The sequence below is a fragment of the Acetobacter fabarum genome (genome assembly GCF_029069195.1).
In the GTDB taxonomy this organism is placed as follows: Bacteria; Pseudomonadota; Alphaproteobacteria; order Acetobacterales; family Acetobacteraceae; genus Acetobacter; species Acetobacter fabarum_A.
Map to the genome: position 1 here is coordinate 185,086 of NZ_JARDYK010000003.1, position 14,060 is coordinate 199,145.

The window sequence follows — 14,060 nt, forward strand, 5'->3', positions numbered from 1 at the left end:
CTCGGTTTTAAATCGCGGTAAAATAATGTCCGATGGTGTAGGGTGTCTGCGCCATGCTGGCAAATCCTGTACAGCTATGGCCCAATGCGGGAAAGGTTGGTGGGTTGAAGCTGCTTTGCTGTGCGTCTGCATTGCCCCTTGCTGTACGCAGGGGCGTTCTGCCCGATGGGGCCGAGCCGGTTACGCATGGCTATACTGTCCCAAAAGCCGCAGAGTACATGCCTTTCATGCGTCAGTTGACGGTATTTTGTGCCCCGGATGTGGCCGTGCCGGATGGGCCGGAGCATACCCTGCGGCCACAGAACCTCCTGCGGGACAGGGATTACGGTGCGTGGGCGGGCGCAGGCCTGCAAGCTCTGGACCCAGCGCTGCAACACGCCTTTTTAACGGATACGACTTTTGCCCCGCCAGAGGGGGAGAGCTTTGCCGCAGCTTACCACAGAGCGGCTCTTTGGCTGGATGGCATAAGCCAGCACCTGCCCGCAGCAGTCGTGCTGGCGCGGCCTGCTGTGGTGCGCAACCTGTTGTTGAAGGTCTTGTACCAAGAGGAGAACGTCGTGGGTCTGGCCCATGCCGCGCGGCTGGACGTGCCCCCCCTGAGTTACAGCCTGATCAGCTACCATGCGGGCAAATGGCGCCTGGGTATGCTGGGGGCTCCGGCATAGGGGGGATGCCTCTGTTTTTTTGCTCGCGGTAGGGAACGCATGCCGCTATAGCCTGCCCCTGTTAGTCGAAGGTTCCGCGCGAGTGGATGAAAAGGGAACTCCGTCAGCTTCGTCAGAAGTCAGTCGGAGACTGCGCCCGCAACTGTAGGCAGTAGCTTACATCCGTTGCCCCGGCAGGGGTGGTCACTGGTGCATAACCGGGAAGGCAGGATGTGGGGCGTATCTGCAAGTCAGGAGACCTGCCTTCGTCTTGCAAACCATGCCACCGGGCGGGACTGACCGGGGGCTGAGATATCTGATGCCACGCTATTTTCTGCCGGGGTCTTCCCCGTATGTTTCCACATGCTCCGCCCATATTACGGGTGAGGTGGAAGGTCTGCATCCTCTGCTACGGCATCTGCTGCGTGTTGCGCCAGACAGGGCCGAGGTTCTGGCCCTGTTCGGAGAGGTTCCGCAACTGGCCGAAGAGGCCGCCTTGCAGCAGGCAGGAGGGCAGATGCTCGGGATGTTTATGCCAGACCAGCCTTTACCTTATCGTGCAAGAGGGCAGAGGCTTGAGGCACTCTTTCGCAGGATGCTGGAGCATGCGTTAAGTCTGGCCATAAACGCCCGTTGCGCACTGGGGCAGGAAGAAGAGGCCGGAAAACCCGCAGCCCATGCCATGCTTGTGGCCTATGTTGCCGTACAGCAGGTTGTTGGTGCACGCCGTATGGCCATGGATTTGTATAACGACAGATAGCGTTGGAGTGATCACAGGTATTTTTTTGCCCGTTGGCTTGGACTTTTTCTGATTTTTGTTCTTTTTAGCGTCCAGCGTGCGCCACCTTATGGGCTGACCTGGCTCCTGTGGCGGTGCATGTTGCTCGATGTACTATACTCAGGACCTGGCCATGACTCATGTTTTTTTGCCTTTACTGACTTTTGCCGCCGCATGGGGAGTTCTGGTGCTGACACCAGGAACAGAAACCGCCCTTGTTATTCGTCTGGGCATGAATGTGAGCCGCAAGGCAGCTCTGGGGGGCGCGCTGGGCACCGGTACGGGGCTTGCCATATGGGGAATGGGTACGGCGTTTGGCGTGAGCGCGCTGATTGCAGCTTCTCCCACATTATATTTGGCGCTTGAATGGGCTGGGGCATTTTATCTGGCATATCTGGGTGTCCGCCTGCTGATGCCATCTGCTGGAGAGCACGATCAGGCGCAGGCGGAAGCTCAGGCGCGCTCTGTTGGTGGTATGGGGGCTGGTTTCCAGCGTGGATTGTTGACCACATGCCTTAACCCATTGGTTGGTGTGTTTGATCTGACTGCCTTTGCCCAGTTTATTCCTGCAGGTGTGCACCGGGTCAGCTATTCCCTTCTGCTGGCAGGGGTGCAGGTGGTTATGGCTGTTGCCTGGTATACGGTTCTGGCCTGTCTGGCGTTTTCGCTCGGCCGTGTCCTGTCTAGCCCCAGAGTGGTGCGTGTGCTGGATATGCTTACGGGGGGAGTGTTCCTCTTTTTTGCGTTCAGGCTGGTTATGAGCGGTATTCCGTCCTGAGTAACGATGCCAGAAAAATCAGGTGGTCCACAGCTGTATCTTCCGCTTGCCGATCTTGATCGGCAGGGTTTGACTGCCTCGATGCCGGGCTATGGATGTATGGCCTGCGGAGATGCAGGCCTATCGTCGACGGGGAACTCGCCTCTTTTACGCTCTGGGTTCTGAAGGGAGCATCCGTGCTGTTTTTTGTTGTTAAATCAAACTGTCATTAAAACTCAAAAATATTACGATGTTTTTAGATATTATCTATTGATAAAATAATTCATCATAATTTTTATACACTATATCGTTGTTTTTTTCTCAAAAACTTCAGGTAAAAATAAGATGGAGAGTTTTTTAGAACTTTCCGTCCTGCTCATGAAACCTGTCCTTATCTCAGGTTGCTATAGCCCAGCTACCAGCCTGAAAATCAGGCGTAATTCTGAATGATGCGGGTTTCTGCGCCAGTTGGCGGCCATCATGTTTCCTGCCGCTCATGCGCATTCTGTTTGCCTGAAAAACGACGGATATCCTCCCCATCCAGAGGACTCAGCCATTGTGGGTTTCAATAGATGTGTTGTTCTCCGGATATTCCGGGGCAGCCTTCGTCTTAAAATCGTCACAAAAAAAGACGGCGGAAAAACGCGTGTGCAGGACTCTTTGAAGGTAGATGGTCTGTCTCAATCAAGGTTGCAAGAATGTCTTTCCTAAGCCGATCTCGCCTGTTCGCCCTGTCGTCCTCCGTCGTATGCTTTGCTCCAGCAGTTGCTGTTGCTCAGGATCCACAGAGTGTTTTTGCAATTCCGGCACAAAAGCTGACATCTGCTTTAATGGCATTCAGCCGCCAGACCGGGCTGCACATCGCATTTGATGGTAAGGTCGCGGATAATCTGCGTTCTGTTCCGCTTTATGGCAAAATGGATAACTTGAAGGCGCTCCATAAGCTTATTGGCAACCCTGCTTTTAAAATTGACGCGTCAAACCCGGGTGTCATTACACTTCGTACAAAAGCCTCCAAACAAAAGCATAATTTAGAAACAAACAGAGAGGATAACCTGACCGTACAGGGGCATAGGCACGAACTCCGGACTAAACGTAATTTTGCAGGTGTTGTGGACACCGTAACGTATAACGATCTTTCCAACCTTGGCGGCGCAACGTCCATCGCGCAGTTGCTGACACAGTTGCCCGGCGTGACCGGTATCCGTAACGGTGATGAACCCCGTTACATCAGTGTGCGTGGTGTGTCCTCAGACCTTAACCAGACAACGCTTGATGGCATAACGCTTGCAAGTATCAGCGATGGTGGCAGCATCAGACGCCGCGTCAATCTACAGAACATACCGGCTGAAATGACCGGAGAAGACAGTATCTATAAGACCTTCACTGCAGAGCAGGATGGCGGGGCCATTGGTGCGGTTATTGATATGAACCCACGTAGTGCTTTCGACCATAAAGGATTGTATAGGTATATTGATATCTATGGTATTTATGGAACCGAAAAAGGGTCCGCTGGCGCGAACAGAATACCCGGTATGTCCCCTCATTTGGGGCGTGGAGCTAAAGTCGTTCTTTCAGACAGGTTTGGTAAAGATAAGGAATTTGGTTTTATGACCTCTTTCCGTTACCAGATGCGTACACGTAATACGAGCAAGACCTGGCAGGAAGATAGTTACAACTATTACGATAAGTCTGGAAAAATTCTTAAGCCGAATGCGCCTACCACTCCCGGCTGGAATGGCATGACAGCGCCACGTTATGTGGATAGCGGAACATATTCCAATGATCTGAATACATTAGGGGGTGCTGCCCGTCTGGAATGGCATCCCAAAGATAGCGGGCTCGAAGCTTCCGTTATGGGGTATGCATACCAAAGGTGGGAAAACTCCTTTATGGAGCACAATGAATACCTTCTTGATGATGCAGGGATATGGAACCAGACACCTACGACAGGTCGTGAATATATTTACCGTGCACGGACTATTGCGCGTAAAGACAACTGGAAAATGAACACGAATGGCGTGCTGGGTAATTTGGGATGGCACGACGATATTTCCACTCTTAAATTGCGTGCCGGTTATACGTGGGAAGACTACTATGACCATGAGCCGTATATTACAGCCAGAGCCTATCCGAGCGAAAAAGGAAGTAACGCAGTCTTTGCTGATTACTATATAGATAAAGACAATGTCGCAACGCTTACAGATATTAGCGACATGAAAAAATTACTGAATAGTGGCTATCAATATCAGTACGTACAGCAGGAATTTGACCGAGATCATGAAGGCATGACGAACGTCCGCCTGGATTATACGCGCAATCTCAATCCTAATTCACACGGCTTTGGTTTTGCGAGCGGGTTTGAATGGCGTAGCCTTAACGCGACCAATTCGTCAGACCAGCTCTGGTATAAACCTGGCGGCAATGCAACTTCGAGCATGTTTATCCCAGATATGAGGAATCCTAACGGACCTTTTGTAGACGTGCAGCATTTCCCATGGGATCAGCAAACGCCAGACGTGGCAAAATCCAGAAGTTACACCCAACTGGCTTACTTCCGGTATCAGGAACAGCTTTTTGATGGATATGCCTCGCTTCATTATAAGTGGCGGCATTCACAGCTTATTGCTGGCGTGCGTGCGGATTCTGTCAACTTCAATGCCTTTATTCCTGAAACAAACGGGACTGCTCCAACAGGTAATATTAATAAAAAGAATGGCGGGTATATTAATCCTCTGCCGTCTTTGACGTTTGTGCATGAATTCCCAGAAAATCTGATACTTCATGCTGTTTACAGCCAGTCAGTCGGTCGCCCACAACCGACTGATCTTGCGCAGGCCGCACAATTTAGCTGTGGCAATTCGGATGATACGCAAGGGCAGGTGAATTGTTCGCTAACGCAGGGTAACCCTAATCTAAAGCCTCGTCAGGCTCAGAATTTTGACGTGTCAATCGATAAGTTTTTCAATCGTGGGAATGGTGTTGTAAGCGTCGCGTATTTTAACAAAATAATCAAACATGATATTTATACGACAAGAGCAACAGAACTTATCAATGATCAGCTCACATACGTTAAGCAGCCACGTAACGCTAACAACTCGACACTCATGGGGGTTGAGGTTTCTTTTGTTAACCGCAACATTAAAGGCCCATGGAGACAGTCTTTTGATATTAATGCCAGCGGAACATGGATGCAGGGCCGCATGACATATCAAGGCTCAGGTGTGTCCTACAAACTTCACCAGTTGGTCGAGCAGCCCAAATACATCTTTAATGGAAGTGTGACCTGGCACATCCCACAAGTCCGTGGCGCTGTAAAAGCATCGTTTTCTTATTCAGCCAAATATCTTGAAGGACTGAATGATGATCCGACGCAAATCTATGGCTACGGTTCCCAGCCAAGTTTGGATATTGGTGCGTGGCACGACATTACAGATAGTCTGCGTATTAAATACGAGGTTTACAATCTGGCAGGCTCACATACACGCATGTATTATGGGGAGAACCTCAACCGCCTTGAAGCAAAAGAAAGCTATGGCCGTAGCATCTATTTCGAGTTGGTTTATAACTAGCGCTCTAGTCGCATTTTATGGTGCGTGCTGACTCTACCAGCCATCATGATTCAGGATATGATGGTTGGTAGCGCATCAGTTGAAGAGGCGCGAACTGGGAGCATGAATGCTTCAGGCACCCGGGAGCGGATTCTTCCCATGTTTGCACAGAAGCACGTTACGGCTTCTGTGTATGCCTTTCTTGATGTTCTGATTGGTAATAAGCTACACACATTTTCTACCTATGTTTCTGAACGGGGCTAGGCTTTTATCGACCGCGCCCTGTCTCTTCCGAAAGGCGGAAACATTGAGCTCTGAGCGTATGCAGCAGGTCTGCGTTCCCGATGAAGAGGCCTTTGCGGTCCAACCGGCGCTGGCATCGGCTCTTAGCGGGAAGTTACGCAAAGAGCGCGTGCCTGCGTGACAGCGTTTAGCCAGTCAAGGGGACAGGCGGCAGGAACATGCCTTCTCGGATACCAGGTGCGGCAGCGCCGATGTGTATGGGGGGAGGCAGATAAAACTGGCATCCCTTATGTAACACGAACATGTTACATAGTGAGGAAAGGCAGTTTTTGATTTTTCTAAAAAATCAACGCTTTATAAACTTATGGTATCCCGTACGGGATTCGAACCCGTGTTGCCGCCGTGAAAGGGCAGTGTCCTAGGCCTCTAGACGAACGGGACAAGAGGCGTTGTTGAGCCGCTGTTTAGAGTGGAAAGAAGGGAGCGTCAAGCAGCTAAATGATATTTGTGCATTTTTTTTACATGAGGGGCAAACAGCACTGAATTTCCTCATGCTGGAGCACTGCGTCCTGCCCTGCTTGGGTCTGTTTTACAGCCCCAGCAAGGTCAGTTCTTTTTGCAAGGCAGGGGGAAGGTCGTCATGTGGCACGTTGCCACTCAGGTCTGGTGGTGCGTCAGCGGGGCTCAGATACCGCCAGCCCTGAAAAGGGCGCAGGGCGCGGGCTCCTACCCGGATGATGGTTGGGTCGATAAAAAGTAATGTGCCGTTTGTGCCATCAGCCCGTGTTTCGGGCTGAATGTCTACAAGGCGTTGGCGGCATAGAATAAGTCCGGCGATAACCCGGTAAAGTGAACCGCCATGGAGCAGTGCTGTGGCCTGCTTGGGAAAGGTCCGTGTATGCACAACAGGCAGCATTGTGCCGCTTCCGGGGTGGAGACGCTGGTTGATGGATAAACGCTGGCGTTCAGCCAGTTCATCCACAGAGGAAACACCAACGACAAGTTTGATCAGGTTTATCATGTTCGTCACAGGGTGGTGGTCAGGTATGGGGGATCAATCCTGCCGGATTTAGAGCACAAGGGCTGCCAGAAGGGCTTCAAGCCGCAGCCTGCCCTCTGCTGTGGCGCGGAGTGTCCGGTCGTTGCGGATCAGGTAGCCTTCGTGCAGCGCCTGGGCCAGAATGTTCTGATCTACCGCGTTGTCCAGCGCCATGCCGGTGCGTGCTGCAAAACGGGCTAGATGAATGCCTTCATGCACACGCAGGCCCATCAGCAGCATCTCCTGCGCGCGGTCATGGGGTGTCAGGTCTTCTGCCGACGTCTGGCCGGTGCCTGTGTGTTCCACCCGTTCGATCCAGGGTTCGGGTGCGCGGTGGCGGCGCGTGGCCTTGAGCGTATTGCCAAAGCTCAGGCGACCATGCGCTCCCGGCCCGATGCCCAGATAATCGCCATAGCGCCAGTAGGTCAGGTTGTGCTGGCTCTCGCTGCCGGGGCGCGCGTAGTTGGAAACTTCATACGCCGCCATACCGTGAGCCTGCGTGAGTTCAGCCGTGGTGTTGTACAGGGCGGCGGCTGTGTCGCTATCAGGCAGGGTGAATGTACCCTGACGGTAGAGGGCTTCAAACCGCGTGCCCGGCTCGATTGTCAGCTGGTAAAGGGAGAGGTGGTCATCTGCCAGTTGCAGGGCCGTGGCCAGTTCCTGCCGCCATGCGGTTATGCTTTGCTCTGGCCGGGCATAGATCAGGTCAAATGTCAGGCGGGGGAACAGGCCGCGTGCCGTTTCCAGCGCCGCGCGGGCCTGTGCTGCGGAATGTTCACGGCCCAGAAAGGCGAGAGCACGGTCCTCCAGCGCCTGAATACCAAGAGATACGCGGTTGACACCTGCCTGACGGAACTGGTGCAGGCGTTTGGCCTCCACGCTGGTCGGGTTGGCCTCCAGCGTGATTTCCATGTCTGGAGCCGCATCAAACAGGGTCCGGGCATCTTCTATCAGGGCGGCCACGGTTTCTGGCGCCATGAGCGAGGGCGTACCACCGCCAAAGAAGATGGATGTCAGCCTCCGCCGACCCAGCCGTGCGGCATCATACGCCAGTTCGGCCCGGAGTGCCTTGGCAAACCGGGCCTGCGGAATATGCTCGCGTACGTGGGAGTTGAAGTCACAATACGGGCATTTGGCCAGACAGAATGGCCAGTGGATGTAAAGGGCGAGTGGTTCGTGCTGCACGCGCTCAGATGGCTACCTTTACGCCCAGTTCCACCACGCGGTCTGGCGGAATGCGGAAGAACTCCATGCTCGAAGTCGAGTTACGCAGCATGAATAGGAAGATGGACATCCGCCACCGCGACATGCGTGGCACCGAAGAACGTGTCACCAGTTCGCGCGATGTGAAATACGAGGCCTGAAGGGCGTCAAAATCCACACCATTGGCTTTGAGTTCTTCCAGCGCACGGGGGATGTTGGGCATTTCCATAAAGCCGTATCGCAAGATGACCCGGTACACATCTGGTGCCAGTTCTTCCACCGTGACGCGGTGGCCGCGCTCGGCTTCTGGCTGGTCAAGGTTCTGCACGGTTACAAATAGCACGTGGTCATGCAGAACCTTGTTGTGGCGCATGTTATGCAGCAGGCAGGGTGGCACAAAGTCGGGTGTGCTGGTCATGAACACGGCCATGCCCGGCACGCGGATAATGGTGCGCGACTGGGGCAGGCGGGCAATAAAGGAGCCCATGGGCAGGCTGTCCTGCCGCTGGCGGGCAATAATAAGGCCGCGGCCTTTTTTCCATGTGGTCATCATCAGCGTCAGCACACAGCCGAGCATCACGGGTACCCACCCGCCATCGGGGATTTTGAGCGCATTGGCGGTAAAGAAGGTGCCATCCAGCAGCAAAAAGCCGCCAAACACCATACCCACCTGCCATGCTGGCCAGTTGAAGTGTTTGCGAAAGACCGCAATGGCCAGAATGGAGGTGCAGATAAACGTGCCTGTAACTGCAATACCGTAAGCCGAGGCCAGAGCATCCGAACTACGGAAGGCCACCACCAGCAGCACAGCACCTACAGCAAGGAAGCGGTTGAAGTCGGGCAGGTAGATCTGGCCTTCTTCTTCCGCATTGGTGTGGGTAATGCGCAGGCGCGGCATGTAACCGAGTTGAATCAGTTGGCGGCAGAGCGAGAATCCGCCAGAAATCCCGGCCTGGCTGGCAATAACCGTTGCCAGTGTGGACAGCACCACCATTGGCCCCTGCATCCAGTGCGGGCAAAGCAGGAAGAACGGGTTAGCCAGAGCCTTGGGGTCAGCAATAACCAGTGCGGCCTGCCCGAAATAGTTCAGCACCAGCATGGGGAGTACAAAAAACAGCCATGCGTAGCGGATGGGAGCGCGGCCAAAATGCCCCATATCCGCATAGAGCGCCTCTGCCCCGGTTACGCACAGCACGACTGCCCCAAGGGCAAGAAAGGAGAGCTTGCCGTGGTAAAACACGAATTCCAGCGCATAGGAGGGGGAGAGGGAGAGCAGGATATGCGGGTGGTGGATAATCTCGATAATGCCGAGCGTACCCAGCGTGCCAAACCAGAGCAGCATGACCGGGCCGAATATGGAGCCCACCCGGCCCGTACCTACCCATTGCACGCTAAACAGGCTGATAATGACCAGTATGGCTACTGGAATGACCACTTCGTGCGCAGCGGGAATACTGACCTCCACCCCTTCGATGGCGGACAGCACGGAGATGGCGGGGGTAATAATGCCATCCCCAAAAAACAGGCAGGTGCCAATAATACCGACCATGCCAAGCACCAGCCGCGTTCGCGCACTGGTGGTAACACGCTGGGCCAGGGACATGATCGCCAGAATACCGCCTTCGCCATTATGGTCTGCCCGCATGATGAGCAGCACATATTTAACGGTCACGATCAGGATCAGGGTCCAGAAGATAAGGCTGGCCACCCCCATGATTTCCCACGGTTCCACTTTGTGGTGGGCGGAAATGACCTCCACCGTGGACCGGAAGGCGTAAAGCGGACTTGTGCCAATATCACCATAAACAACGCCAAGCACGCTCAACAGGGCAGCAAAGCCCACGGGAGCCATGGCATGTTGCGGTTGATCCGCGTCGAACTCGGCAATCCGCCGTGGTTCTGGTGCTCCGGTGGTCTGGTGCGTCTCGCCCGGAGCTGGGGCGGAACCTGTGGGCGTTGTACTGTCGGCGTCGGTCATGGCATTTCTGGCTCCGCGTCAGGGGCAGAAGAAGAAAAAAAGATTCTAGGATGCCCTGCATAAAGTGCACAGAGTGTCAGAGGCAAGGCATACCGGCTACCATTATTGAGAATGAGCCGTTCAGGCTAGTGCCGGGCGTGGGCCAAATATGGCGCTACCAACCCGTACAAGGGTAGCGCCGTGTGCAATGGCCTGCTCAAAATCGGCCGACATTCCCATAGACAGCACAGGCAGACCATGGGTCTGGGCCATACTGCGCAGGAGCTGAAAATGCGGCACTGGATTCTGCTCTGCGGGGGGAATGCACATCAACCCCCGCAAGGATGGACCAAAACGTTTCTGGCAGAGGCGGATAAATGCATCGGCTTCTTCTTTGGGCACGCCAAATTTCTGGGGTTCGTCGCCCGTGTTGACCTCCACCAGCAATTCGGGCAGCCGACCCTGTGCATCTGCTGCGCGGGCAATGGCGTCTACCAGTGCGGGGCGGTCAAGGCTTTCGATCATATCGGCAATGCGGACTGCTTCCCGCACCTTGTTGGTCTGTAGTCCCCCAATCAGGTGCAGGCGCAGATCAGGGCTGGCTGGACGTAGGGGGGGGAACTTGGCTGTGGCTTCCTGCACTCTGTTTTCACCAAACACATACTGCCCGGCGGCCAGAGCTTCCTGCACGCTTTGCAGGGGATGGAATTTGGAGACGGCCACCAGAGACACCTCAGCCGGGTCGCGCCCGGCGGCAAGGGCTGCGGCGTGCATACTGCGGCGCACGGCGCAAAGCCGATCCGCAATGCTGGAGGGTAGAGACGTATCCATGGGGCCCCGGAGTTACTTGTAAAACAGAAAGGCAGGGTTGCTCCTGCTTTTATATCTTTCCTTTTAGGCCGGGGAGACAGTTAAGACAATTTTGCCAATGTGGTTGCCTTCCTCCAGCGCCTTATGTGCCTGATTGGCCTGAGCGAGTGGGAAGGTGGCATGGATAAGCGGTTTTATGCTTCCCCTGTCCAGAAGGGGCCATACCTGCTCATGCAGTTCGCGGGCAATGCGCGCTTTGTTGGCGCTGTCTCTGGGGCGCAGGCTGCTGCCTGTTACGGTCAGGCGACGGGTCATAATCCGGGCCAGATCGGCCTGTTCCGCCTTGGCACCTCCCTGAAGGGCAATAATGACCAGCCTGCCATCAAGCGTGAGGGATTTGAGATTGCGGTTAAAGTAAGCACCGCCGATCATGTCCAGAATAATGTTGACGCCCTGATCGTGGGTCAGTTCACGAATACGGGTTAAAAAATCTTCCGTGCGGTAATGAATGGCCGTGGCCCCAAGCTCTGTACACAGGGCGCATTTTTCATCTGTACCAGCAGTTGCAAAAGCCTGCCCGCCAAAGGCTTTGACAAGCTGAATGGCTGTTGTGCCAATACCGCTGGTGCCGCCATGGATCAGTACCCGTGCGCCGGGTTCGGGCATAATGGGCATGAACAGGTTGGACCAGACGGTAAAATAGGTTTCTGGCAATGCTGCGGCCTGCTCGGCGTTGTAGCCCTTGGGCCATGGCAGGCACTGACCTGCGGGCACAAGACAGTACTGCGCGTAGCCGCCACCATTGGTTAAGGCGCATACACGGCTGCCTGGGGCGGGCATGGGGGTGCCATCCTGTGGTAGACCACAGACCACTACTTCCCCCGCTACTTCCAGCCCAAGCCGGGGGCAGGCTCCGGGTGGAGGGGGGTAGAGTCCCTTGCGCTGCATAAGGTCGGGGCGGTTCACGCCTGCGGCCATTACGCGTACCAGCACCTCCCCCCGGCCGGGTTGGGGAACCTGCAAGGTTTCAAGGTGCAAAACGTCTGGCTCACCGGGTTCGGTAAAGCAGATTGCTTGCATGGAAGACGGAACAACAGGTGCAGCAGGCATGGGACACCGCCGGTTTTTGATGAAAATTCAGGCTCCGTCCATTATGGTGCGTGGGCATGCGTGGTAAAAGGGGGCGGGTGATCACGTCCGTGCTACGAGGCATGGCGATGTGTGACTGCGGGGTTATTTGCCGTGTTTTTCCCCCGCCAGTTCGCGGCGGGTGCGTTCGAGTTCTTCTGCGTAGCGGCGCAGGACGTAACGCTCGCTGAGAATTCCCAGTACATGGCCATCCCTGTCTGTTACGGCCAGTGCCGGGCGGGCCGTGCGTTCAAAGGCGGCCACGGCATGACCGATTGAAAATTCGGGGGAAAGTACTTCCCCATCATGGTCCACCAAGGCAGAAAGCGGCTGGTCTGGGGCAATGGTAATGGACTGGATCAGGTTGCTCTCCAGCAGTCCGGCGTAATGGTTCTGGCTATTGTGCAGCACGATGTAGCGGGGCATGCGTCCGGCAAAGCTTGTGCGGGCCGTGGCAACGGTTGTGTCTGCGGCCAGCATGTCCAGTTCCGTGCGCATCATGCGGCTCACGGTTAAGGTGCGCATCCATCCTACATCCACGCCGGAGCGGATGTTTTCTCCTCGCAGGTGGAAGCGCCATGTAGCAAAGGAGTAGCCAAAAATGCGTTTGACCGTAAAGGAGGCAACAAGGGCGGCAAGGGCTACGGCTGCGGTCAGGTTGGCGCAGTGGGTGGTTTCCAGCGTGAGCAGGATCATGGTGAGCGGGCCGCCAATAACGGCGGTAGCCAGCGCACACATGCCTGCAACCGTACATAACTCCAGGGGAAGGTCCATAACAGGGGCGACCACACTGGCAAAAGCGGCCCCGGTCAGCACCCCCAGATAGAGCGATGCAAAAAACAGCCCCCCCCTGAACCCCGACCCGATTGACAGGGTGGATGCCGCCGCCTTGAGCAGCAAAAGCCCCAATGCCGCCCAGAGCACGGGCGGGCTGATAAGCCCTGCCCGCATGGCAATATGGCCGGAGGAGAGAACAGTGGGGGATATAATGGCCAGCCCGCCTACCAGAAGCCCGCCGACCATAGGCCGTAGCCACAGGGGTTTGATGCATGCTGCAAAAATCTGTTCCGCGTAGGCTGAACTTTTCATGAGTGCCACACCGATTAAGGCGGAAACGCCCCCCAGCACCCCCAGAAAGAGGTAGGCCAATGGAGGGATGTCCTGCGGAATGGTCATGGTAATGGCGGGTAGGGTCTCCCCCGTCAGGTGCACAACTGCCAATGCGCACAGGGAAGCACAGGCAACCGGGGCAAGCAGGGGAAAGGCGTAGGAACCTATGATCAGTTCAAACGCATAAAACGCTCCCGCTAGTGGTGCGTCAAAGGCGCTGCCAATGGCTCCGGCCGCGCCACACCCTACAAGCAGGCGCACATCAGCCCGGTGCATGCGCAGGTTACGCCCGATGCGGGAGCCAAAAGCCGCACCAATCTGGGTAAACCCGGCTTCCAATCCAAGGGAAATGCCGCAACCGTTGGAAAGAATGGTCTGCCCCGTTACAATCAGGCTGTCCCACAGGGACATGCGTCCCCCATGCAGGGCATTGGCTTCAATCGGGTCAACAGGTCTGTGGCGGTTATGGCGCTGCAGGGTGTAATGCCAAAGGCCCAGCAACAGGCCACCAATAACCGGTACCAGCAGGGCACGCCAGGGCGCTACATGCTCCAGCCCGGACAGGCGCTTGTAACCGGGGGCCAGCAGATTGTGGGCAAGCAGGGTGGCAAAGGTGATCAGGCTTACAGCCAGCCCTGCCAGCACGCCGGTTATGGCGGCCAGAACAAGCAGCCAGAGCGAATCAGTGCGTACCAGTGCCCGCAGGGCTGCAAACCACCGGTCTGGCGTCTTATGGGAGCGCAGGTGTTCCAGCAACGCTGTCATGGTGCATGGCATAACAGCATGGGAGTAAGGCGTCCAATAAGATGTATGTATGTCATACCCCTTATGGGGTAGCCA

The 14,060-nt window shown here is 55.3% G+C and carries 10 protein-coding genes, 1 tRNA gene and 1 riboswitch; of the genes, 4 read left to right on the forward strand and 7 right to left on the reverse strand.

Annotation, left to right across the window (positions count from 1 at the left end; all coding sequences use genetic code 11):
• Positions 1 to 53: 53 nt before the first annotated feature.
• The 4 genes from PY793_RS06495 to PY793_RS06510 all read left to right on the forward strand — a co-directional run bounded on the left by PY793_RS06495 (position 54) and on the right by PY793_RS06510 (position 5,751).
• Entirely contained in the window at positions 54 to 665 is a 612-nt protein-coding gene (locus PY793_RS06495) for a histidine phosphatase family protein (protein WP_275177276.1), read from the forward strand.
• 52 nt (positions 666 to 717) lie between these two features.
• Positions 718 to 926, forward strand: a riboswitch (cobalamin riboswitch).
• Positions 927 to 963: 37 nt separating this feature from the next.
• A complete protein-coding gene (locus PY793_RS06500) occupies positions 964 to 1,404 on the forward strand; it encodes a hypothetical protein (protein ID WP_275177277.1) in 441 nt (146 codons plus the stop codon).
• Positions 1,405 to 1,555: 151 nt separating this feature from the next.
• Entirely contained in the window at positions 1,556 to 2,200 is a 645-nt protein-coding gene (locus tag PY793_RS06505; protein WP_275177278.1) for a LysE family translocator, read from the forward strand.
• Between the two features lie 677 nt (positions 2,201 to 2,877).
• A complete protein-coding gene (locus PY793_RS06510) occupies positions 2,878 to 5,751 on the forward strand; it encodes a TonB-dependent receptor domain-containing protein (RefSeq protein ID WP_275177279.1) in 2,874 nt (957 codons plus the stop codon).
• A gap of 587 nt (positions 5,752 to 6,338) precedes the next feature.
• On the opposite strand, the gene PY793_RS06515 is transcribed toward PY793_RS06510, so the two are convergent.
• The 7 genes from PY793_RS06515 to PY793_RS06545 form a co-directional block, all read right to left on the reverse strand.
• A tRNA-Glu gene (locus tag PY793_RS06515) sits at positions 6,339 to 6,414 on the reverse strand.
• A gap of 148 nt (positions 6,415 to 6,562) precedes the next feature.
• Positions 6,563 to 6,994: a DUF1489 family protein gene (locus tag PY793_RS06520; protein WP_275177351.1), complete on the reverse strand. Its 432-nt coding sequence runs from the start codon at positions 6,992 to 6,994 to the stop codon at positions 6,563 to 6,565.
• A gap of 48 nt (positions 6,995 to 7,042) precedes the next feature.
• A complete protein-coding gene (gene hemW / locus PY793_RS06525; RefSeq protein WP_275177280.1) occupies positions 7,043 to 8,197 on the reverse strand; it encodes a radical SAM family heme chaperone HemW in 1,155 nt (384 codons plus the stop codon).
• A gap of 4 nt (positions 8,198 to 8,201) precedes the next feature.
• Positions 8,202 to 10,193 carry a potassium transporter Kup gene (locus PY793_RS06530; protein WP_408744678.1) on the reverse strand — a complete coding sequence of 664 codons (1,992 nt, stop codon included), beginning with the start codon at positions 10,191 to 10,193 and terminating at the stop codon, positions 8,202 to 8,204.
• A gap of 120 nt (positions 10,194 to 10,313) precedes the next feature.
• Positions 10,314 to 11,003 (reverse strand): YggS family pyridoxal phosphate-dependent enzyme, encoded by a 690-nt coding sequence (locus PY793_RS06535; protein ID WP_275177281.1) that lies wholly within the window; start codon positions 11,001 to 11,003, stop codon positions 10,314 to 10,316.
• A gap of 63 nt (positions 11,004 to 11,066) precedes the next feature.
• A complete protein-coding gene (locus PY793_RS06540) occupies positions 11,067 to 12,092 on the reverse strand; it encodes an NAD(P)H-quinone oxidoreductase (RefSeq protein ID WP_275177282.1) in 1,026 nt (341 codons plus the stop codon).
• Positions 12,093 to 12,215: 123 nt separating this feature from the next.
• Positions 12,216 to 13,985: a chloride channel protein gene (locus PY793_RS06545; RefSeq protein ID WP_275177283.1), complete on the reverse strand. Its 1,770-nt coding sequence runs from the start codon at positions 13,983 to 13,985 to the stop codon at positions 12,216 to 12,218.
• Positions 13,986 to 14,060 lie beyond the last annotated feature (75 nt).